Annotated in this window: 19 protein-coding genes; 10 read left to right on the top strand and 9 right to left on the bottom strand. The window is 65.5% G+C overall.

What is annotated here, in order from left to right; genetic code table 11:
* Positions 1-3 precede the first annotated feature (3 nt).
* Together Atep_RS09780 and Atep_RS09775 are read left to right on the top strand one after the other, a co-directional pair.
* Complete coding sequence (locus tag Atep_RS09780) at positions 4-1,680, top strand: L,D-transpeptidase family protein (protein WP_236786113.1); 1,677 nt, start codon at positions 4-6, stop codon at positions 1,678-1,680.
* A 223-nt stretch (positions 1,681-1,903) separates the two neighbouring features.
* On the top strand, positions 1,904-2,344 hold the full coding sequence (locus Atep_RS09775) for a septal ring lytic transglycosylase RlpA family protein (protein ID WP_236786111.1): 441 nt from the start codon (positions 1,904-1,906) through the stop codon (positions 2,342-2,344).
* Positions 2,345-2,456: 112 nt separating this feature from the next.
* Here Atep_RS09775 and Atep_RS09770 read toward each other — a convergent pair whose 3' ends face one another.
* The 8 genes from Atep_RS09770 to Atep_RS09735 all read right to left on the bottom strand — a co-directional run bounded on the left by Atep_RS09770 (position 2,457) and on the right by Atep_RS09735 (position 8,569).
* Positions 2,457-2,951 carry a CreA family protein gene (locus Atep_RS09770; RefSeq protein WP_213378360.1) on the bottom strand — a complete coding sequence of 165 codons (495 nt, stop codon included), beginning with the start codon at positions 2,949-2,951 and terminating at the stop codon, positions 2,457-2,459.
* Positions 2,952-2,980: 29 nt separating this feature from the next.
* Complete coding sequence (locus Atep_RS09765) at positions 2,981-4,183, bottom strand: protoporphyrinogen/coproporphyrinogen oxidase (protein WP_213378359.1); 1,203 nt, start codon at positions 4,181-4,183, stop codon at positions 2,981-2,983.
* Entirely contained in the window at positions 4,180-4,833 is a 654-nt protein-coding gene (locus tag Atep_RS09760) for a hypothetical protein (protein ID WP_213378358.1), read from the bottom strand. Before Atep_RS09760 ends, Atep_RS09765 begins: the two co-directional genes overlap by 4 nt.
* A gap of 78 nt (positions 4,834-4,911) precedes the next feature.
* Complete coding sequence (locus Atep_RS09755; RefSeq protein WP_213378357.1) at positions 4,912-5,499, bottom strand: Tll0287-like domain-containing protein; 588 nt, start codon at positions 5,497-5,499, stop codon at positions 4,912-4,914.
* Positions 5,500-5,684: 185 nt separating this feature from the next.
* Positions 5,685-5,903, bottom strand: a complete 219-nt coding sequence (locus Atep_RS09750; RefSeq protein ID WP_213378356.1) for a hypothetical protein — start codon at positions 5,901-5,903, stop codon at positions 5,685-5,687.
* Positions 5,904-5,972: 69 nt separating this feature from the next.
* Positions 5,973-6,242 (bottom strand): YkgJ family cysteine cluster protein, encoded by a 270-nt coding sequence (locus Atep_RS09745; RefSeq protein WP_213378355.1) that lies wholly within the window; start codon positions 6,240-6,242, stop codon positions 5,973-5,975.
* Between the two features lies 1 nt (position 6,243).
* Positions 6,244-7,143: an archaetidylserine decarboxylase gene (gene asd / locus Atep_RS09740; RefSeq protein ID WP_213378354.1), complete on the bottom strand. Its 900-nt coding sequence runs from the start codon at positions 7,141-7,143 to the stop codon at positions 6,244-6,246.
* Between the two features lie 115 nt (positions 7,144-7,258).
* Positions 7,259-8,569 (bottom strand): TRZ/ATZ family hydrolase, encoded by a 1,311-nt coding sequence (locus Atep_RS09735; RefSeq protein WP_213378353.1) that lies wholly within the window; start codon positions 8,567-8,569, stop codon positions 7,259-7,261.
* A 70-nt stretch (positions 8,570-8,639) separates the two neighbouring features.
* On the opposite strand from Atep_RS09735, the gene mtnA reads away from it, so the two are divergent.
* From mtnA to Atep_RS09695, 8 genes are all read left to right on the top strand, one after another.
* Positions 8,640-9,695, top strand: a complete 1,056-nt coding sequence (gene mtnA, locus Atep_RS09730; RefSeq protein WP_213378352.1) for an S-methyl-5-thioribose-1-phosphate isomerase — start codon at positions 8,640-8,642, stop codon at positions 9,693-9,695.
* Between the two features lie 38 nt (positions 9,696-9,733).
* Positions 9,734-10,798 carry an EAL domain-containing protein gene (locus Atep_RS09725; RefSeq protein WP_213378351.1) on the top strand — a complete coding sequence of 355 codons (1,065 nt, stop codon included), beginning with the start codon at positions 9,734-9,736 and terminating at the stop codon, positions 10,796-10,798.
* A gap of 184 nt (positions 10,799-10,982) precedes the next feature.
* On the top strand, positions 10,983-14,150 hold the full coding sequence (gyrA, locus tag Atep_RS09720; RefSeq protein WP_213378350.1) for a DNA gyrase subunit A: 3,168 nt from the start codon (positions 10,983-10,985) through the stop codon (positions 14,148-14,150).
* A 147-nt stretch (positions 14,151-14,297) separates the two neighbouring features.
* Positions 14,298-15,380: a 3-phosphoserine/phosphohydroxythreonine transaminase gene (serC, locus tag Atep_RS09715; RefSeq protein WP_213378349.1), complete on the top strand. Its 1,083-nt coding sequence runs from the start codon at positions 14,298-14,300 to the stop codon at positions 15,378-15,380.
* Positions 15,381-15,752: 372 nt separating this feature from the next.
* Positions 15,753-17,078 carry a tRNA (N6-isopentenyl adenosine(37)-C2)-methylthiotransferase MiaB gene (gene miaB, locus Atep_RS09710; protein WP_213378348.1) on the top strand — a complete coding sequence of 442 codons (1,326 nt, stop codon included), beginning with the start codon at positions 15,753-15,755 and terminating at the stop codon, positions 17,076-17,078.
* Positions 17,079-17,083: 5 nt separating this feature from the next.
* The gene (locus Atep_RS09705) at positions 17,084-18,055 is read left to right on the top strand and encodes a PhoH family protein (RefSeq protein ID WP_213378347.1); all 972 of its coding nucleotides are present in this window, start codon (positions 17,084-17,086) and stop codon (positions 18,053-18,055) included.
* Positions 18,052-18,588 carry an rRNA maturation RNase YbeY gene (gene ybeY / locus Atep_RS09700; protein WP_213378346.1) on the top strand — a complete coding sequence of 179 codons (537 nt, stop codon included), beginning with the start codon at positions 18,052-18,054 and terminating at the stop codon, positions 18,586-18,588. The genes Atep_RS09705 and ybeY overlap by 4 nt, the downstream gene beginning before the upstream one ends.
* Positions 18,569-19,456: an HlyC/CorC family transporter gene (locus Atep_RS09695; RefSeq protein WP_213378345.1), complete on the top strand. Its 888-nt coding sequence runs from the start codon at positions 18,569-18,571 to the stop codon at positions 19,454-19,456. The genes ybeY and Atep_RS09695 overlap by 20 nt, the downstream gene beginning before the upstream one ends.
* A 9-nt stretch (positions 19,457-19,465) precedes the next feature.
* Here the strand turns inward: Atep_RS09695 and Atep_RS09690 are convergent, their stop codons facing one another.
* The gene (locus tag Atep_RS09690; RefSeq protein ID WP_336511349.1) at positions 19,466-20,932 is read right to left on the bottom strand and encodes a hydrogenase large subunit; all 1,467 of its coding nucleotides are present in this window, start codon (positions 20,930-20,932) and stop codon (positions 19,466-19,468) included.
* Between the last annotated feature and the right edge of the window lie 74 nt (positions 20,933-21,006).

The following is a 21,006-nucleotide window of genomic DNA, read 5'->3' as shown; positions in this document are numbered from 1 at the left end:
ACATTGATCAAGACATCTCTCTCATTGGTCCTGCTGTCCTGGCTGACCCTCCTGGCGCCCGCGACCGGGCGCGCGAGTGAACTGTTCGCCTCGACCCTGGAGGCGTTTCGCGAGTCCAGGACGCTGGCCATCGACGGCGTGCCGCTGCTCTCGGCCCCCGTGCTCGCCGACTTCTATCTCCAGCGCGGCTACACCCTGGCCTGGTCCAAGCCGGCGCCGATCGAGGCGCTGCTCGAACTCGTCGAGCAAAGCGACACCGAAGGCTTCCGCCCCGAGGACTTCCATGTCGAGGTGCTGCGCCGATTGAGCCGACCGGGCGCACTCGACGCACTCCAGGGCGCCGCACGCCTCGCCGCCGATCTCCAGCTCAGCGATGCGCTCCTGCGCTATGCCCATCACACCCGCTACGGCAAACTCGATCCGGTCGCCGTCGATCAGAAATGGAACGATCGTGCGCCCGTGCCCGCCGAGCGTCTGATCGCGGACATGCGCGGCGCCCTGGAAGCGGACGATCTGGCCGACTTCCTCGGCGGGCGTTTTCAGCAGCCCTTCTGGTACCAGGATCTCAAGCGCGTCCTGAGCCATTACGCTGGCGCACGCCACCTCAAGGAACTGCCTCCCCTTGCAGGCGGACCCGTACTGTCACTCGGCAGCCGGGGTGAGCGCGTCGCCCAACTGCGGGAGCGTCTGCGGGTATTGGGGTATGGCGAGAGCGTGTCATCCGATCAGCCCGAGACCTTCGATGCCGCCTTGCGCGAAGCCGTGCTTGCCTTCCAGCGTGGGCGTGGTCTGGGCGCTGATGGCGCGGTCGGCGCCCAGACGCTCGCGGCGATCAACGATCCCATCGACGAGTCCAAGGTCGAGCGCATCCGCCTCAACCTGGAGCGCATGCGCTGGCTCTACGAGGATCTGCCGCCCGACTATGTCTTCGTCGATGTCGCCGACTACATGGCCCATCTGGTGCGCGGTCGCGAGATCGCCTGGAGCACGCGCGTCATCGTCGGCAAGGAAGATTCGCAGACGCCCATGTTCCGAGACCGGCTCGACCATTTGGTGCTCAATCCGACCTGGACCGTGCCGGTCTCGATCCAGGAGAAACTGACCAATGTCTCGGCCAAATACACCCTGATCGACCGGCGCACCGGTCGCCGCGTCAGCGGCGGCAATGCTGCTGATTACAAACGCTATCGCGTGGTCCAGCAACCGGGACCGGACAACGCGCTCGGGCGGGTGAAGTTCATGTTCCCCAACCGCCATGCCGTCTACATGCACGACACGCCGAGCAAGGCGCTGTTCGGGCGCTCGGCGCGCGCCCTGAGTCATGGCTGCGTGCGGGTGCAGAATCCGATGAAGTTCGCCGAGCTGCTGCTGGAAGAGTCGGGCTGGGACCGGGCGCGCATCGATAGTGTCCTGGAAGGCACCCAGACGCGCTATGTCAACCTGTCGGAGCCTTTGCCGGTGCTGCTCTATTACCTGACGGCGCGCGCCGATGCGGATGGCAATCTCCATCTGCGCCGCGATGTCTATGGGCGCGATCCGGCCGTGGCCGAGGCGCTCGACCGGCCGGTGCAGCACACGCGGATCGCGTCGTATGAGTTCCTGCCACTCGAGACGGCTGCGCCCGATCCGGCGTTGGAATCCAGTGTACGCTTGACGCGCTCGGATGTCGGTGAACGCTAGCCGCAAATCCCCCGATTGGCTGCCGGATCGGTCGTATTTGACGGGTGCGGGCGGCTCTATCCTTAGCCGTTACAAAAGGTAGCATCGCTAAATCATTGCTTGATTTAGGCAGATTAACGCTTGCCTTCCTGGTGTCCTGGCGGTTAGCATCCGACCGCGCATAAGTATCCGAAGGGTTCTTGCTCAAGCACCCAAACACCAAACGACACGCGGAGGAAGCGTTTTGGTCTATCGACGCAACTGGCTATCACCCTTGGCTCTAGCCTTTTCGCTCTTGCCAATGACCCAGGCCCAGGCCTTCACTACCAACGGTATGGCCTCGTACTACGGAGATCGCTTCGATGGTCGTCGCACCGCAAGCGGTGAGCGGTTCGACCAAGGGGAACTGACGGCGGCACATCGCACACTGGAGTTCGGCACCCGAGTTCTGGTGACCAACAAAGACAACGGTCGCTCGGTCGAGGTCATCATCAACGATCGCGGACCCCATGCACGGGGACGCACGATCGATCTCTCCAAGGAAGCGGCGCGTGAAATAGGCATGCTCGGCCGTGGCGTGACTCCGGTCGAGATCGAAGTTTTGGAATTCGGTGACTCGACGCCATCCGGTTCCAACGATCTGGCTGTGGCCCAGGCTCAGCGTTTGCTGATCGATCTGTTTTAACCTCCCACCTTCCTGATCACTCCGAGCCGGCCACGCTCTTGAACCTGCCGCTGATTGGGCGGGGCTTGAGCGTGGTTCGGTTCGAGACCATAAGCCATCCTTGGCATGGCCGCTACGGCGCCGCCGGCGGCGCGGGTTCTGTCTTCCAGGGCTGGATGGCGACCGCCGAGACGCTGTTCTTGGGCGAGCCTTCGATGATGCGGTCGCTGTAGCTCAGATAGACGAGCGCATTGCGCGGTCCGTCGTAGAAGCGCACCACCTGGAGGCTCTTGAACAGGAGCGAGGTGCGTTTCTTGAACACCTGTTCACCATTGCGTTTGCCGGAGCGCACATCGTCGGGCAAGGCGACAGGACCGATCTGGGTGCATTCGATCGCGGCGTCGGAGGTGTCCTCGGCCACGCCGACGGCGCCCGAGACACCGCCGGTCTTGGCCCGGCTCAGATAGCAGACCACGCCGGGGATCTCTTCGTCCTGAAAGACCTCGATGACGATCTTGTCGTTGGGGCCCATCCATTTAAACTTGGTCGAGACGCTGCCGATCTCTTCGGCGAGTGCGTTACCGGACAGGGCGCCGATCAGCAGCGGCAGGATCAGTGCGCGTCGCATGATATGTTCTCCGTGTGTTTGAGATGTCTTCAGGCGCGGGTGCCGAACAGTCGGATGTGCTCGCTGTGACTGCGTGTCAGAGCGTCTTCCATCGAGACGCCGAGGAACCAGTTGCCGGTCAGGGCCAGCCGTTTGCCGGCGAGGGCGGCGTCGAGGCGTTCGACGAGCGCGAAATGACCCTTGCGGAGTGCGGGCAGGCGGTTGTGGACACGCGATTGGGCGGCGATCCGTTCCGGCGCGACGCCCAGTGTTTCGCAGGCACGGCGGATCTGGGCGTCGGCGTCGAGCGCGCCGGGGCGGAAATGGAAGGCAAAGCCGCGATACCGGTCATCGGGCAGGAAGTCGCGGGAGACGGCGGAATAGAAGGCGTCCTCGACCGCGATCAGGCCGGCGATCGGCGGCAGTTTCAGGTCGTCCTGGCGGAAGACCAGCACCAGGGTCTCGATCTCGGCCATGCCGATGCCGGCGACCAGGGCGCGCGCCTCCTCGAAACCGGCCGGGATCAGCTGGGCGGCGACGTCGGGCGGGACGGCCAGGGTCAGATGCGCCGCCGTGATCGCGGTGCCGTCCTGGAGCCGGATGCGGAAACCCTCGCCCTCGACTTCGACCTGCTCGATCCGCTGCCCGGTGCGCACGTCGAGCGACTTCTGCGCGGCGATGGCGTTCGGGATGGTCGCGAGGCCTTCGGCGAAGGTGAACGCCTTGATGACCTCCTTGCGGCGCGGTTTGCGGCGAAACAGCGCTTCGGCCGGATAGTCGTCGGCCGGCTGGCAGATGACGGCCTGGAAGGCGTGCTGGAGCAGATCCCGATAATTGCGCCGGCCGAGGACGGCGCCATAGTAGTCGCGCACGCTACGCCCGTCCTTGGGTTCCTTGAACAGCCTGGGAATCGAGCGCGCGCCCTCGAACAGATGCAGGGCCGAGAAGATGGAGCGGCGCTTGCCGTCTTTCCAGAGCTTGTAGCCGACCTTGACCTTGGGATGCACCTGGCTGGTCAGCCCCAGATCGTCGAGGATGGACAGCAGGTGGCCATAGCTGTTGAAGCAGGTATGCCCGCCGGCTTCGGTCCAGAAGCCGCCGAGCGCGGAAAACGCCTGGCTGTTGATGCAGCCGCCGACGCGGTCGCCGGCTTCGAGCACGAGCGTGCTCAGGCCGCGCCGGGCGGAAAAATGCGCGGCGCCCAGTCCGCTGATGCCGGCGCCGATGACGATGTGGTCGAAGTCTGTACTCATGGGGGGGGATTCTGTCCAGTCGGGTCGTTATCATCCGGGGGCGGCTCGATCTCGTCGAGACGCAGATGGCTGATGTCGGGGATGCGTACCGGCTCGGGTGTCTGCTCGCAGTCGGCCAGACTCCAGTCCGAGCCGCCGACCAGACTCAGATGGCTGAGATCGAGGTCGGGCATCTTAACCTTGGGCGGTTCTTCGAGGAACTCGAAGCCGCCTTCGGCGGTGAGATTCGTCGTCACCCCGCCCGCCGTGTCCGCCTTGGCGTCCATCTCGGCGCCGGCCTCGGACATCGGTTCGGACGCGGCGCGCTCGACGACGGGCTCAGGGGCAGCCGCCGGCGCGCGATCCGTCGGCGGCGACACGGTGGGAGAGGGTGGAGCCGCCGCTGGAGCCTGGGGCGGTGCGGCCGGCTCGACGGCGTCGAGTGCCCGCAGTGTGACGATGGCGCCGGCCTCCTCGAAGACGCGCTTGTAACGGGCGGCCGTGGTCAGGTCCGCGTCACGCTTGACCGCGACCGGCTTGCCGGCGAAGAGACGCTCGACGCCGGCGGCGTCCAGCTTGAAGGCCGCCCCCAGACGCTCGCGTGCCAGACGCGGATCGGCGTCCGGTTTGAGCGAGCCGTCGAACAGAATGTCGAATCGCGCCTCTGACATGGTCTCTATCCCCAATGATGAATCGCGCGGCCCGATCGCCGCCGCCGGCGACCGGGCCTTCGGGTCACGAACGCCGGCTCAATCGCTCAGCGGCTTCGACAGCGTGAAGGCGCCGCGGATGTCGCCGACCTTGAAGCCGCGTGCTCGGTCGTCCGGATAGTGTTCGTCGAGCACTTCGAGGACCGGCTCGGCGATATGTTCGCCGTGACAGGCCAGACAGAGTTCCGCGGTCGGAATCGCCTTCATGAAACGGAACACCCGTCCCCGCTCGTCCTCGACCACCTCGGCCCGGGCCAGGGTATCGATGGGCTGTCCATCGGCCAGACGGGTCTCGAAGGATTCGAGCACCTGCATCTCCCAGGCGTCCGGCGTGTTGAGCAGGGTATTGCGTGTCTTGAGGCTGGTGCGCCCCACCTCCCAGCCGCTCGACTCACCGAGCTCGGCGGCGATGGCCGGGGCGCGTTCATTGCAGACCGCGATCGCTCCAACGGGACCGCTGCTCTCCAGGGCGGCATTGAGTTCCGACAGCAGCTGTCCGGCGAATTCCTTGACGATCTGCTTGGCCTCCTCGGTCATGGGATCATCGGCGGAGGCCAGGGCCGGCGTCAGGCCGGTCAGCAGGTACAGGCCGGCGGCGGTCAGGATCGGGCGTGCGATTGGGTTCATGATGTCGTCCTTTCGTGTGTATGATCACGCGCTACGCGGGCTTAGGATCGGTCATGCGTCCGTCGGGATCAAGCCCGGCCGTCCTGGATGGATGTTGGGTCGCAATCCGAGTGCTGTGCTTCAGGCCAGATCCAGGCTGCGCGTTTTCAGTCGTGTTCGAACATTGTTGAGCGCATGGCGTGCGATCAGGGATGATCGCCCATGCGGATGTATTCAGCCAAGGCCCGCACCGTCGCCCCGTCGCTGTCCGCGACCAGCCGCTCGGGCGGTCCCTCGGCCACCATGCGCCCGCCGCCGGCGCCCCCCTCGGGACCGAGATCCAGCACCCAGTCGGACTCGGCGATCAGGTCCGGATTGTGCTCGATGACCGGCACCGAGTTCAGGTTGGGGAGTGATCGACACACTGAGCCACACCATCACTCCAGAGCCCGCACAGGCTCCATGTGTGGTGCGCAACGGCGTGATTCAAACGCTCAGGGCCGGGTCAGACGCTCCAGCTCGGCCAGATGGGCGAGCGCGTGCGTGCGATCCGTGCCGCACATCTCCAGACTGGGCTTGAGCGAGCCGCAGACGCGCGGGCGTTCGGGCCGGCCGGAGAGCCGGCAGGTCAGATCCGGGTTCAACTGTACGCAGGCGACATCGGCCGGCTTGCCGTTCGGCATACCGGGGATGGGGCTGGTGATCGAGGCGGCGATGCAGCAGGCGGCACATCCGGGGCGGCAGGTGACGGTCTCGGCGTCCAACTCAGCGCCCCTGTCCGTCCGCACCTGCCTCGCACCAGGTTCCGAGCCGCTGACCGAGCCGGACCCCATCCCCAGGCGCCAGCCCGGACTCCCATTCGGCCTGACCGGGCGGCAGGAGCAGGATCACGGTCGACCCGAGATTGAAGCGTCCCATCTCCTCACCGCGCTCCAGCCGGATGCATTGCTCGTCGACCTCGTAGTCCCAGCGCTTCGGCTCCAGGCCCGAGTGCGGCGGCGTCACCTCACCGGCCCAGACCGTCTCGATGCCGCCGACGAAGATGGCGCCGACCAGGATCAGCGCCATGGGACCGGCCTCGGTCTCGAAGCGGCACACCAGACGTTCGTTGCGCGCGAACAGATCGGGCACGCCCGCCGCCGTGACGGCGTTGACGCTGAAGAGCTGACCGGGGACATGGACCATCTGATCGAGCCGCCCGCCGAGCGGCATGTGGATACGATGGTAGTCGCGCGGCGAGAGATAGATGGTCGCGAAACGCCCGCCCTCGAAGGGATGGGGTTCGCCGGGCGCGAGCGCGAGCAGCGACTCGACGCTGTAGTCGCGTCCCTTGGCCTGGATCAGCCGTCCGGCCTCGATGGTCCCGATCCGGCTGATGGCACCGTCGACCGGACAGAGGATAGCCGCCGGGTCCGGATCGAGCGGGCGGGCATCGGGACGCAGTGCGCGGGTGAAGAAGGCGTTGAAGTGCGGATAGGCGTCCAGATCCGGTTCCAGGGCCAGACTCATGTCGATCCGATAGATTCGCGCGAAGTGGCGGATGATGAAACGCTTGAACGGTCGCCACCGGACACGCGCCAGCCGGTACATGTACTCGGACAGCCGGCGCTGCGGGATGATGTGTTGCAGGGCGATGAAGAGCCGGTCGGCGAGTGTGAGTGACATGCGGGTATCCTGTCGGCAAAAACGTCTTTGAACCACAGGGGAGCAAAGCGTGCAAAGTCTTTGGAAAAACGGAGTGGCTTCCACGTCTCTGGAGCGCGCGGCGTTTTCGGGGCGCTCATCCGCCGATCCGCGCTCCCCAGATCTGCGCCTCCGAGAGCACCTCGGCCAGATGCAGGGTGGTCGGTACGCCGTCGCGGATGACCTGACGGCCCCGGACCCAGACCTGGCGCACCTGATGGCGTCCGGCGGCATAGACCAGTTGCGAGACCGGGTGATAGAGCGGCTGGGTGTGCGGGTCGCGCAGATCGAGCGCGACCAGATCGGCCGACTTGCCCAGCTCGATCGAGCCGATCTCGCTGTCCAGTCCGAGCGCGCGCGCCCCGTTGATGGTCGCCATCCGCAGCGCCTCGGTCGCGGGCACGGCGGAGGCCGATCCGGACACGCCCTTGCCGAGCAGGGCGGCGGTGCGCATCTCACCGAGCAGATTGAGATCGTTGTTGCTGGCCGCGCCATCGGTGCCGAGCGCGACGTTCACACCGGCCTCCAGGAGCTTCGCGACCGGGCAGAAGCCGCTGGCGAGCTTGAGATTGGACTCGGGACAGTGCACGACACTCGCCCCCGTCTCGGCCAGACGCACGATTTCGGCATCTTCCAGTTGGGTCATGTGCACGGATGCCAGCGACGGACCGATCAAGCCGAGCCGGTCGAGCCGCGCGAAGGGCCGCTCGCCATGCGCGTTCACGGCGTTCTCGACTTCGTCCCTGGTCTCGTGCAGATGGATGTGTACCGGCACGCCGAGTTCGAAGGCCAGGGTCGCCACCCGCTGCAGCGGCGCGTCCGAGACCGAATAGGGCGCATGCGGCGCCCAAGCGACCCGGATCAGCGGATGGTCGCGATAGCGCTCGTGCAGCGCCAGCCCCTTGGCGATGTATTCATCGGGCGAGGCGGCATAGCCGGTCGGGAAGTCGACCACGATCATCCCGATCACGGCACGCATCCCGGCCTCGTCCGTCACCTGAGCCGAAACCTCGGGGTGGAAGTACATGTCGTTGTAACAGGTCACGCCGCCGCGCAGCATCTCCAGCACCGCCAGCCGTGTCCCATCGGCGACGAAGCCGGCATCGACCCAGCGCCCCTCGGTCGGCCAGATGTGCTCGTGCAGCCAGGTCATGAGCGGCAGGTCGTCGGCTAAGCCCCGCAGCAGGGTCATGGCGGCATGGGTGTGAGCGTTGATGAGACCGGGGATCAGGACATGACCGGGCAACTCGACGGTCTGCTCGGCCCGGATCGTGCGCCGCGCCTCCTCATAAGGCAGGATCGCCCGGATACGCCCGTCGGCGATGGCGATGGTATGATCGGTCAGTTGGCGATTCTCGGGATCGACGGTCAGGATCCACTCGGCATGGATGAGCAGTTCGGCGTGCATCGCGCGGTCCTTTGGTATCTGTGGGCGAATGAAGGAGAATAGGCGCCAACATGCCACAAAGGAGCCTTCGATGAAAACCACGCCGCCCACCACGCCCACGCCCGACGACGCCGCCCTCTGGCACGACGGACGGCTCTATCTGGCCGATCAGCGCACCCTGCCCGAGCGCGCCGAGTTCCTGAGCTATGACCGGGCCGCCGAGGTCGCCACGGCCATCCGCGACATGGTGGTGCGCGGCGCACCGGCGATCGGCGTGGCGGCGGCCTATGGTGTGGCGCTGGCCGGACGTGCGGCCTATGCCGGCGCGGGCGCGAACTGGAAGCAGGCGATCGAGGCCGATCTGGAGCGACTGGCCGCCTCGCGTCCGACCGCCGTCAATCTGTTCTGGGCGATCCGGCGGATGCGTGACCTGATCGAGCGGTTGGATACCAGCGATCCGAGCCGGGCGCTGCTCGATGAAGCGCTCGCCATCCACGAGGAAGACCGCGCCGCCAATCGACGCATCGGCGATCTGGGTGCCGAACTCATCACCGAGCCGACGGAGATCATCACCCACTGCAACGCCGGCGCGCTGGCCACCGGCGGCTACGGCACCGCGCTCGGCGTGGTGCGCAGTGCGTATGCCGCCGGCAAGATCCGTCGCGTCTATGCCGACGAGACCCGCCCCTGGATGCAGGGCGCACGCCTGACCGCCTGGGAGCTGATGCAGGACGGCATCCCGGTTACGCTCCAGGCCGACTGCGCGGCGGCGAGTCTCATGGCCACAGGACGGATCGGCTGGGTGATCGTCGGTTCCGACCGCATCGCGGCCAATGGCGATGTCGCCAACAAGATCGGCACCTATGGATTGGCGGTCATGGCCAAGTATCACGGCATCAAGGTCATGGTCGCGGCGCCGACCTCGACCGTCGACATGGCCATCGCCTCGGGCGCCGAGATCCCGATCGAGGAGCGCGACCCCGACGAGCTGCTCGGCTGCGGCGGGCGGCGCATCGCCCCGGCCGGCTGTGCGGCGCGCAATCCGGTGTTCGACGTCACCCCGGCGGCGCTGGTCGATGCCATCGTCACCGAACGCGGCGTGGTGCTGGATCCCACCACCGAGAAGATGCGCGCGCTGATGGACTGAAATTCTCATCCGATCGGACTGCAAGGAGACCCGCCGCCATGGCCTGTTCACGCTGTCGGACACTTCCGCTCTCGGTCGAGACGCGCGGCACCCTGCTCCTGACCGGAGCCGTGCGCGAACTCATCGAGATCCTGATCGGCTTTCTGGAGGTCGAGGGTCTGGATTTCGAGGACGCGGGGCTGGAACTGCGTCTGCACGAGGCCAATCTGTTCGAGTTCCTGCAACGGGTGCGCGATGCCCAGGCCTTCAATGCGCTCGAACGACGCGGACTCTCGGCGCTGCTGCTGGAGCCGGGCGAGGCTCTGAGTTTCCACTCGTTCACCCGTGCGCGCACGCTCGAACAATGGCTGGGGCTGCTCGATGCCTGTGGTCTGATCGAGATCCTGGAGGCCAAGCGCTTCGTCTCCTGGTTCCAGCCGATCCTGTCGGCGACCGATGGTGCCGTGGTCGGGTACGAGTCGCTGCTACGCGGCCGGCGATCCGACGGCAGCCTGATGTTTCCGGGGGAGATCTTCACGCTCGCCGGCGACAATGACCTGCTGTTCCAGGTCGACCGCCAGGCGCGCGAGTCGGCGCTACGGTGTGCGGCGGCCGCCGGGCTCCAGGGGCAGATCTTCATCAACTTCGTGCCGACCGCGATCTATGACCCGGTACACTGTCTGCAAAGCACGGTCGGTTGGGCGCGCAAGCTCGGGTTCGATCCGGGTCGGCTGGTGTTCGAGGTGGTCGAGACCGAACGGGTCGGAGACCTCGATCATCTCAAGCGCATCCTCGACTTCTACCGTGGCGCTGGCTACCGGGTCGCACTCGACGACGTGGGCAGCGGCTATGCCTCGCTCAATCTGCTCGCCACGCTCAAGCCCGACATCATCAAGATCGACATGGAGATCGTGCGCGGGATCGATACCGATACCCAGCGCCAGTCGGTGTTCCGGGCGCTGGTCGGCATCGCGCGCGATCTCGGCATCCAGGTGCTGGCCGAGGGCGTCGAGACCCAGGCCGAGCTGGCCTATGTCGTGGGGCAGGGGGCGGATCTGGTGCAGGGTTATCTGTTCGCCCGGCCGGCCCCCCAACCGCCCGAGCCGCAGTGGCCTACGTTCTGAGGCGCCGAGCGGCAACAGACGGCCGGATCTGCGGGTGGCGAATTGCAGCCGAGTCGCGGCTGATGCCGGCCCGGAAACGCGGTCCGGCCCCGCTGTCGTGGTAGAATCGCACCGTTAAACACCAAGCCCGCGCGGTCACGCGCCCGTTCCCTGTCGGGCGCCTCAGAGTCGGTTCATCACGCCCATGCCAGATTTCGCCAAAGAAGTCCTGCCCATCAATCTCGAAGACGAGATGCGTCAGTCCTACCTCGATTACGCCATGAGCGTGATCGTGGGTCGCGCCCTGCCGGATGTCCGCGATGGCCTCAAGCCGGTGCACCGGCGTGTCCTCTTCTCCATGCATGAGCAGGGCAACGTCTGGAACCGGGCCTATCGCAAATCGGCGCGCGTGGTCGGCGACGTCATGGGTAAGTACCACCCCCACGGCGACGCGGCCATCTACGACACCATGGTGCGCATGGCCCAGCCGTTCTCGCTACGCAATCTGCTCATCGACGGTCAGGGCAACTTCGGTTGCTTCACCGGCGATACGGCCATCAAACTGGCCGACGGCACCGAGAAGACGTTCGCCGAGTTGGCGCAACTCACGCCCAACGAAATCTTCTATGTCTATGCAGTCGACAAGACCGGCAAGATCGTCATCGCCGAAGGGCGTCATGCGCGCCTGACCCGCCCCGATGCCGAGCTGCTGGAACTCACGCTCGACACCGGTGATGTCGTCCGCTGCACGCCCGATCATCGCTTCATGCTGCGCGACGGCTCCTACAAGGAAGCGCAGGACTTGACGCCGGACGACAGCCTCATGCCTGGGGTCTTCGAAATGGCTTACGACAGCATTCGTATCCCTGACTGCGATGTTACTCCCGATCTGTATGAATCGAATCGTCAGCGGAACTGGATTCCGCGCCTGAACAAGGCCGTCGAGTATTTCGGCGACTTTGATGCGCTCGTTACGGCGGGCAGGCATTATAACCATCGGGTTGTCAGTCAACGTCGACTCACCGAGCGCGCAGACACCTACGACATCACGGTCGACCATCATCACAATTTCCTGCTCGCGTGCGGTGTCTTCGTCCATAATTCGGTCGATGGCGATCCGCCGGCGGCCATGCGTTACACCGAAGTGCGCATGACGCGCATCGCCGATACCCTGCTCGACGATCTGGACAAGGAAACGGTCGATTTCGTCCCGAACTACGACAACACCGAGCACGAACCCTCGGTCCTGCCGGCGCGTTTTCCGAATCTGCTGGTCAACGGCTCCTCGGGCATCGCCGTCGGCATGGCGACCAACATCCCGCCGCACAATCTGCGCGAGGTCATCGACGCCTGTCTGGCGATCATCGACAATCCGCTGGTGACGCTCGACGAGCTGATGGAGATCGTGCCCGGACCGGACTTCCCGACCGCCGGTCTCATCAATGGGGTGCGCGGCATCCGCGAAGCCTACCGCACCGGGCGCGGTCGCTGTGTGATGCGCGCGCGCGCCACGACCGAGACCCAGAAGCGTAGCGGACGCGAGGCGATCGTCATCACCGAGATCCCTTATCAGGTCAACAAGGCGCGCCTGCTGGAGCGCATCGCCGAGCTGGTCAAGGAGAAGAAGATCGAGGGTATCGCCCAGGACGGTCTGCGCGACGAGTCCGACAAGGACGGGATGCGCATCGTCATCGAACTCAAGCGCGACACCCACTCCGAGGTGCTGCTCAACAATCTCTATCAGCACACCCAGCTCCAGCAGGTGTTCGGCATCAACATGGTCGCGCTGGTCGACGGCCAGCCGCTGACGCTCAACCTCAAGCAGATCCTCGAATACTTCCTGCGCCACCGCCGCGACGTGGTCACGCGCCGCACCCTCTACGAACTGCGCAAGGCACGCGACCGGGCGCATGTGCTGGAAGGCTATGCCATCGCGCTCGCCAACATCGACGAGGTGATCGCCACCATCAAGGCCGCCGCCAATCCCGCCGAGGCCCGCGAGCGGCTGATGGAACGCCACTGGCCGCCCGGCGCCGTGACCGGGATGCTGGAGCGCGCCGGGGCCGACCGCACCCGCCCGGAAGAACTCGAAGCCTGCTTCGGTCTCAGCGACGCCGGCTATCGGCTCAGCGAGCGTCAGGCCAAGGCGATCCTGGATCTGCAACTGCATCGCCTGACCGGGCTGGAGCAGGACAAGATCCTCAAGGAATTCGAGGACATCCTGGAGACCATCGCCGCGCTGCTCTTGATCCTCTCCGATCCGGATCGGCTGATGGAGGTCATCCGCGAGGAGCTGATCGCCGTGCGCGACCAGTTCGGCGACGCGCGTCGCACCGAGATCCAGGTCGATCAAACGGATCTGACCCTGGAGGATCTGATCGCGCCCGAGGACATGGTCGTCACGCTTTCGCATCAGGGCTACGTCAAGGCCCAGCCGATCAGCGACTATCAGGCCCAGAAGCGCGGCGGCAAGGGCAAGAGCGCGACCGCGATCAAGGAAGAGGACTTCATCGACCGCATCTTCGTCGCCAACTCGCACGACACCGTGCTTTGCTTCTCCAGCCGTGGACGGGTCTACTGGCTCAAGGTCTACGAGCTGCCCCAGGCCGGACGCGGCGCACGCGGACGGCCCATGGTCAACCTGCTGCCGCTGGAGGCGGGCGAGCGCATCACCACGTTGCTGCCGGTGCGCGACTACGAGGACGGCTTCTTCGTGTTCATGGCCACCAGCGCCGGTACGGTCAAGAAGACCCCGCTCAAGGACTTCTCACGTCCACTGTCGCGCGGCATCATCGCCATCGACCTGCGCGAGGACGAGCTGCTGGTCGGCGCGGCCATCACGCGCGGCGAGCAGGATCTGATGCTGTTCACCTCGGCGGGCAAGGCGGTGCGGTTCTCCGAGAGTCAGGTGCGTTCGATGGGGCGCGGGGCGCATGGCGTGCGCGGCGTGATGCTCCAGGAGGGACAGCGGGTGATCGCCCTGGTCGCGCCCGAGGACGGCGGCACCGTGCTCAGCGTCACCGAGAACGGCTACGGTAAGCGCACCGACGTGGATCAGTTCCCGACCAAGGGGCGCGGCACCCAGGGCGTGATCGCCATCGACACCGCCGAGCGCAACGGCGCCCAGGTCGGCGCGATCCTGGTCCATCCGGGCGACGAGATCATGCTGATCGCCGACGACGGCACCCTGATCCGCACCTCGGTCGATCAGATCCCGGTGGTCGGGCGCAATACCAAGGGGGTCAAATTGATCAATCTCGGCGAAGGTCAGCGACTGGTCTTCGTCGAGCGCATCGCCGCCCTGGAAGGCGACAAGGAGACGGGCGAGGAGTCCGCCGAGGACAGCGAGACGTCCGTGGCGGATGATGCCTAGAATCGTGATCGAACCGCCGAGGCGCGCATAGCTTGCAGGAGGCGGTGACGCTGGAGCCGCCTCACGCGCGACCGAGACGGTTCGCTCCGCTCACCACATCCTGCGGGATGTCCACCACAGAACACTCAACCCATGGGGAATGTCAGAATGGCTCGCGTCTATAACTTCAGTGCCGGTCCCGCGATGCTGCCCGAGGCGGTCCTGGCTCAGGCCCGCGACGAGATGCTCGATTGGCGCGGCAGCGGCATGTGCGTGGCCGAGATGAGCCATCGCGGCAAGGAGTTCATGTCCATCGCCGCCGAGGCCGAGGCCGATCTGCGCGAGCTGCTCGCGATTCCGGCCAATTACAGGGTGCTGTTTCTGCAGGGCGGCGCTTCGCTCCAGTTCGCCATGATCCCCATGAACCTGCTGCGCGGGGCCGAAGGGGCGGACTACATCAACACCGGTTCCTGGTCGAAGAAGGCGATCGCCGAGGCGCGTCGCTATGGTCGCGTGAATGTTGCGGCAAGCACCGAGTCGAGCAAGTTCACCCGCGCGCCGGCTCAGGACGAGCTGAATCTGAGCGCCGATGCGGCCTATGTCCATTACACGCCGAACGAGACCATCGAGGGTGTGGAGTTTCCCTATGTGCCCGAGACCGGCGGCAAGCCGCTGGTTGCGGACATGTCTTCGACCATCCTGTCGCGCCCGATCGATGTCTCGAAGTTCGGGCTGATCTATGCCGGTGCGCAGAAGAACATCGGCCCGGCGGGGCTGACCATCGTCATTGTGCGCGAGGATCTGATCGGCCAGCCGATCAACGGCACGCCGATCATGCTCGATTACAAGACCCATGCCGACAACGAGTCCATGTACAACACCCCGCCGACCTATGCCTGGTATCTGGCGGGACTGGTGTTCAAGTGGCTGAAGGACATGGGCGGTCTGTCGGCGATGGCCGAGGTCAATGCGCGCAAGGCCAGGAAGCTCTATGACGCTATCGATGCGTCGAGTTTCTATGCCAACCCGGTCGCGCCGACGGATCGCTCCTGGATGAACGTGCCCTTCACCCTGGCCGATGCCGATCTGGACGAGGTCTTCCTCAAGGAAGCAAAGGCCGCGGGGTTGACCACGCTCAAGGGGCATCGCTCGGTCGGCGGTATGCGTGCGAGCATCTACAACGCCATGCCCGAAGCAGGGGTGGACGCACTGGTGGCCTTCATGCAGGACTTCGAGCGCCGCAACGGCTGATAGCGATTTGGTTGTCGCCGACAACTTCTTGGGGGAAGAGCAGACGGCGTGCAAGCCGTGCAGGAGGCCGCATGTCCGGAAGTTCCTATCCCCCATCCCATGAAAGATTTCGAGTTGGCACCACCTCAGTACGGTAAAAATCAGTACGGTCACTCTCGAAAAAACCGTGCCGGGCAAACTGCGAATCGAGCGTCCGTTCGCACCGCATCGGGTCGTCCAATCTTGACAGCCCGCCGTCGATTCAGGACTATGATCCGCCTTGTCATCCCGGCGTTCCGAATCCCATGCCGGCTCGACGCCCAGCCGCGAAATCGCGCCCACTTACCATCTCGACCCACTCGATCGACGCCGCCGCCCGTCCACCGGATCTCCATGTCGCGTAAGCTTTTCATTCAAACCTATGGCTGCCGGATGAACGAGTACGACTCGGCGCGCCTGGCGGATGCGCTGCGTGTCGCGGCGGGTCTGGAACTGACCGATCAGCCCGAGGAGGCCGACGTCCTGCTGCTCAACACCTGCTCGATCCGCGAGAAGGCGCAGGAGAAGGTCTTTTCACAACTCGGACGCTGGAAGCCCTGGAAGCAGGCGCGGCCCGATCTGGTGATCGGCGTCGGCGGCTGTGTCGCCAGTCAGGAGGGCGAGGCGATCCGCACCCGTGCGCCTTATGTCGATCTGGTGTTCGGACCCCAGACCCTGCACCGGCTGCCGCAGATGCTCAAGGATCTGGAGACCAGCCGCCGACCCCAGGTCGATGTCTCCTTCCCCGAGATCGAGAAGTTCGACTGTCTGCCCGCGCCGCGCGCCGAAGGGCCGACCGCCTTCGTCTCGGTGATGGAAGGCTGCTCCAAATACTGCACCTATTGCGTGGTGCCCTACACCCGTGGCGAGGAGATCAGCCGTCCCTTCGATGACGTGATCGCCGAGGTCGCGGATCTGGCCGAACAGGGCGTGCGCGAGATCAATCTGCTCGGCCAGAACGTCAATGCCTATCGCGGTCTGATGGCCGATGGCTCCACGGCGAGTCTGGCGTTGCTGATCCGCTATGTGGCGGCGGTGGAGGGCATCGGGCGCATCCGTTTCACCACCAGCCATCCGGTCGAGTTCGGCGACGACCTGATCGAGACCTTCGCCGAGGTGCCCGAGCTGGCGAGCTTCGTCCATCTGCCGGTGCAGTCCGGTTCGGATCGCATCCTGGCGGCGATGAAACGCGGGCATACCGCGCTCGAATATCGGGCCAAGATCCGCCGACTGCGCGAGGCGCGTCCGGACATCTGCATCTCGTCGGACTTCATCGTCGGTTTCCCGAACGAGACGGACGAGGATTTCGCCGCGACCCTGGATCTGATCGATCAGGTCGGCTTCGACCATAGCTTCAGCTTCGTCTACAGCCGTCGCCCCGGCACGCCCGCCGCCGACTATCCGGACGCGGTGCCGCTCGAGGTCAAGAAGGCGCGTCTGGAACGGCTGCAACAGCGCATCGACACCAATGCCCAGCGCATCAGTCGCCGGATGGTCGGCACGGTGCAGCGCGTGCTGGTCGAAGGGCCGTCGCGCAAGGATCCGGCCCAGCTCGCCGGTCGCACCGAGAACAATCGTGTGGTCAACTTCGACGGCCCGGCCGAACTCATCGGCCGGTTCGTCGATCTGACCATCACCGAATCACTCCCCAATTCACTGCGTGGGCAACCGGCCCACTGAGCCGCTTGACTATCCAACCCCAATCCATCGACCTCGAGCTCAGGCCCGAGGACAACGCGCGTCTGGCCAATCTGTGCGGCCAGTTCGATCAACATCTCCGTCAACTCGAACGCCGGCTCGGGATCGAGATCAGCAATCGCGGATCGAGCTTTCGCTTGATCGGCGAGGGCGATGCGGTGCGGCTCGGCGAGCAGGTGCTGCGCGCACTCTATGCCGAGACCGCCGAGTCGGTGCTGACACCTGAGACCATCCATCTGGTGCTCCAGGACTCCGGCGTGGACGCGCTCCTGGAGCAGGTCGAGGACCGGCTGCCGGACGTGATCATCAAGACCAAGCGCGGTCTGATCCGGGCACGCGGACCCAATCAGCAGGAATACCTGCACGCCATCCTCAAGCACGACATCAATTTCGGCGTCGGGCCGGCCGGGACGGGCAAGACCTATCTGGCCGTGGCCTGCGCGGTCGAGGCGCTGGAGTCCGATCGGGTGCGCCGATTGCTGCTGGTGCGCCCGGCGGTCGAGGCGGGCGAGCGGCTCGGCTTCCTGCCCGGCGATCTGGCGCAGAAGATCGACCCCTATCTGCGTCCGCTCTATGACGCCCTGTTCGAGATGCTCGGCTTCGAGAAGGTCAACAAGCTCATCGAGCGCAATGTGATCGAGGTGGCGCCGCTGGCTTACATGCGCGGCCGCACCCTGAACGAATCCTTCATCATCCTCGACGAGGCGCAGAACACCACGCCCGAGCAGATGAAGATGTTCCTGACCCGTATCGGCTTCGGTTCGACCGCCGTCATCACCGGCGACGTCACCCAGGTCGATCTGCCGCGCGGCCAGCCGTCCGGCTTGCGACAGGCGGTCGAGATCCTCAAGGACGTCCAGGGCATCAGCTTCACCTTCTTCAACGCCCGCGACGTGGTGCGTCATGCCTTGGTGCAGCGCATCGTCAACGCCTATGATGACTTCGAGAATCAGCCATGAGCGTCGAACTGGAGCTGGATCTACAGGTCGCCACCGAGGACGCCGATCATCCGCTGCCGCCCCAATTCGAGCGCTGGGTCCAGGCCGTGCTGGAGCAGGCCGATCCGCCGTTTCAACGCCCACGCGCCGAGCTGACCATCCGCTTGGTCGACCCCGACGAGAGTCAGTCGCTCAATCTCCAGTATCGCGGACGCGACAAGCCGACCAATGTGCTGTCCTTTCCGTTCGAGCCGCCGCCCGGTCTGGACACGGACGACCCCATCCATGACCTGCTCGGCGACTTGGTGATCTGCACTGAGGTGGTGCGGCGCGAGGCGCTTGAGCAGGGCAAGACGCCGGAAGCGCACTGGGCGCACATGGTCGTGCATGGCGTCCTGCATCTGCTTGATTACGATCATATTACGGACGCCGAGGCCGTCGTGATGGAAACACTGGAAACGGCGATCCTGGGCGGGTTAGGATTCGCCCCACCGTATGAAGACCAGGGCAACCTGGAGGATGACAAGACTTCTCATGACGAGCGATCGATCTAGCGAGGGTTCGCGATCACGCAACTGGCTCGGACGTCTGGGCCAACTGCTGGGTGGCGAGCCACAGGACCGGGAACAGCTCATCGAGCTGCTGAAGGATGCGCGACAGAGGGAACTGCTGGACGCGGATGCCCTGAGCATGATCGAGGGCGTGCTCCAGGTCTCGGACCTGCGGGTGCGCGACATCATGGTCCCGCGCGCCGAGATGGTCGCGCTGCGCCGCGACGACCCGCTGGAGAAGATCCTCCAGATCGCGGTCAAGTCGGCCCATTCACGCTTTCCCGTCACCGGTGACGACAAGGGCGAGGTGGTCGGTATCCTGCTGGCGAAGGATCTGCTCTCCTTCTGCGTCGAGACCGGTCGGCGCGCCTTCAACATCCGCGATCTGCTGCGCTCGGCGGTCTTCGTGCCCGAGAGCAAGCGGCTCAACGTGCTGCTCAAGGAGTTTCGCGCCAGCCGCAATCACATGGCGATCGTGGTCGACGAGTACGGCAACGCCTCGGGTCTGGTGACGATCGAGGACGTGCTCGAACAGATCGTCGGCGAGATCGACGACGAGCACGACTATGACGAGGGCTCGGGCATCTTCCGCCGCGGCGAGAACGATTTCAGCGCCAAGGCGCGCACCCCGATCGAGGATTTCAACGAATACTTCGGCAGCGATTTCTCAGACGAGGAGTTCGACACCATCGGCGGGCTGGTGGTCAATGCCTTCGGGCATCTGCCCAAGCGCGGCGAGTCGGTGGAACTCGGGCGCTTCCGTTTCACCGTGATGCGCGCCGACAGCCGGCGGGTGCATCTGCTCAATATCGAGTCGCTGGAGCCCTTGGAGGAATCGCCGCCCGACCAGTCGGGGGACGGCGCGGGCTGAAGGCGACGCTCAAAGGTCATGGCCGGCATAGGAGCCGTTGACCGATTTGTTGCAGACCGGGAAGTCGGGGACGATGTTGCCCAGGATCAGCCGTTCGAGCGCCGGCCAGGTGAACCAGCTCGGGTCGCGCGGGAAGTAGCGGGCGATGCGTCCGGTGTCGTCGAAACGCACGAAGCTCAGGATCTCGCCGCGCCAGCCGTCGATCAACCCCAAGCCCAGGGCGCCGGCTTCGGGCGACGGGAGCGGTGTCCGGATCTCGCCCGTCGGCAGATCGTCGAGCAGGCGATCGAGCATCCACAGACTGCCGCGCACCTCGCCGAGCCGCACCCGCACCCGTGCGGCCACGTCACCCTCGGTCTGGACCGGCACCTCGACCCGCAGTCGATCATAGGGCGGGTAGGGGCTGTCGCGGCGCACATCGAACGCCAGACCGCTGGCCTTGCCGACATAGCCGGTGCAGCCGAGTTCACGGGCATCGGCTTCGGACAGAATGCCGGTCGTGAGCAAGCGGTCGTCGAGCGAGGGCAGATCCTCGACGATGTCGAAGATGGGGTCGATGGCCTGACGGAGCGCGGCATGGTCGAGTCGTAGATCATGGAAGCCGCCGACCGACAGATCCTGGGCGACACCGCCGGGGATGACCACATCCATCAGCAACCGATGCCCGAACAGCTCGCGCGAGCGCCGCTGCCACTGCTCGCGCAGTCGTGCGCACTGGACATGCGCGAAGGCGAAACCGACGTCGTTGCAAATGGCGCCGATGTCGCCGAGATGATTGGCGATGCGTTCGCGCTCGGCCAGGAGTGCGCGCAGGGCCAGGGCGCGCGGCGGCGCCTCACAGCCGGTGGCGCGCTCCATGGCCTGACAGGCCGCCCAGGCATGGGCGACCGTCGAATCACCCGAGACCCGCCCGGCGAGCCGCGCCAGTCCGGACGGATCACGTCCGACGGCGAGCTTCTCGACTCCGCGATGGACATAGCCGAGCCGTTCCTCCAGCCGCAAGACCTCCTCGCCCATGGCCTGGAAGCGGAAGTGTCCCGGCTCGATGATGCCGGCATGGACCGGGCCGACCGGGATCTCGTGGACGCCGCTGCCCTGGATGGGCGCGAAGGGATACTCTGCATCGGCCGGGGCGCGTCCGGTGTCCTCGCCGCTCACGGGAAAATCGGCGCGCAACGGGAAGCGATCCTCAGGCCAAGCCTGATGGCGCGTCCAGCGGCGTCCATCGGGCTGATCGGTCCAGATGAGTCCGGTCAGGTCATGCGCGTGGCGTTCCAGGCGACCGATTCCAGGGAAGTGAGGTGCCTGTGAGGCTAGATGCGGCCGGCTCAGCGGAACCTCGGTCTCCAGGATCAGATAGTCGCCGTCGCGCTCCAGACAGGCCATCACGCGCAGACGCGGTTCGGCACCATCGCGCACCGGATCGGCGGGCGTGTCGAGCGGATCGACCCAGACACCGGCGTGACGCAGCCCCATAGCGACCGCCGCTCGCGCCGCCGGTTCCCAGAGCGCTGGATCAAGGATCAACCTCCGAGCGGGCGCAAGCGGCT

Origin of the sequence: Allochromatium tepidum, from assembly GCF_018409545.1 — a bacterium.
Lineage (GTDB): Bacteria > Pseudomonadota > Gammaproteobacteria > Chromatiales > Chromatiaceae > Thermochromatium > Thermochromatium tepidum_A.
The sequence above is the reverse complement of the archived record's forward strand: the minus strand, read 5'-3'. Positions and strand labels throughout refer to the sequence as shown.

What these genes read in the sequence shown, in the direction of transcription:
- Atep_RS09735 (WP_213378353.1), bottom strand. Translation starts at nt 8,569, where the DNA reads ATGCACGCCGAACTGCTCATCCATGCCGAGTGGATCCTGACCGTCGAT.
- gyrA (WP_213378350.1), top strand. Translation starts at nt 10,983, where the DNA reads ATGCCAGATTTCGCCAAAGAAGTCCTGCCCATCAATCTCGAAGACGAG.
- mtnA (WP_213378352.1), top strand. Translation starts at nt 8,640, where the DNA reads ATGAAAACCACGCCGCCCACCACGCCCACGCCCGACGACGCCGCCCTC.
- miaB (WP_213378348.1), top strand. Translation starts at nt 15,753, where the DNA reads ATGTCGCGTAAGCTTTTCATTCAAACCTATGGCTGCCGGATGAACGAG.
- Atep_RS09695 (WP_213378345.1), top strand. Translation starts at nt 18,569, where the DNA reads ATGACGAGCGATCGATCTAGCGAGGGTTCGCGATCACGCAACTGGCTC.
- ybeY (WP_213378346.1), top strand. Translation starts at nt 18,052, where the DNA reads ATGAGCGTCGAACTGGAGCTGGATCTACAGGTCGCCACCGAGGACGCC.
- asd (WP_213378354.1), bottom strand. Translation starts at nt 7,143, where the DNA reads ATGTCACTCACACTCGCCGACCGGCTCTTCATCGCCCTGCAACACATC.
- Atep_RS09765 (WP_213378359.1), bottom strand. Translation starts at nt 4,183, where the DNA reads ATGAGTACAGACTTCGACCACATCGTCATCGGCGCCGGCATCAGCGGA.
- Atep_RS09725 (WP_213378351.1), top strand. Translation starts at nt 9,734, where the DNA reads ATGGCCTGTTCACGCTGTCGGACACTTCCGCTCTCGGTCGAGACGCGC.
- Atep_RS09770 (WP_213378360.1), bottom strand. Translation starts at nt 2,951, where the DNA reads ATGCGACGCGCACTGATCCTGCCGCTGCTGATCGGCGCCCTGTCCGGT.
- Atep_RS09760 (WP_213378358.1), bottom strand. Translation starts at nt 4,833, where the DNA reads ATGTCAGAGGCGCGATTCGACATTCTGTTCGACGGCTCGCTCAAACCG.
- Atep_RS09755 (WP_213378357.1), bottom strand. Translation starts at nt 5,499, where the DNA reads ATGAACCCAATCGCACGCCCGATCCTGACCGCCGCCGGCCTGTACCTG.
- serC (WP_213378349.1), top strand. Translation starts at nt 14,298, where the DNA reads ATGGCTCGCGTCTATAACTTCAGTGCCGGTCCCGCGATGCTGCCCGAG.
- Atep_RS09690 (WP_336511349.1), bottom strand. Translation starts at nt 20,932, where the DNA reads ATGGGGCTGCGTCACGCCGGTGTCTGGGTCGATCCGCTCGACACGCCC.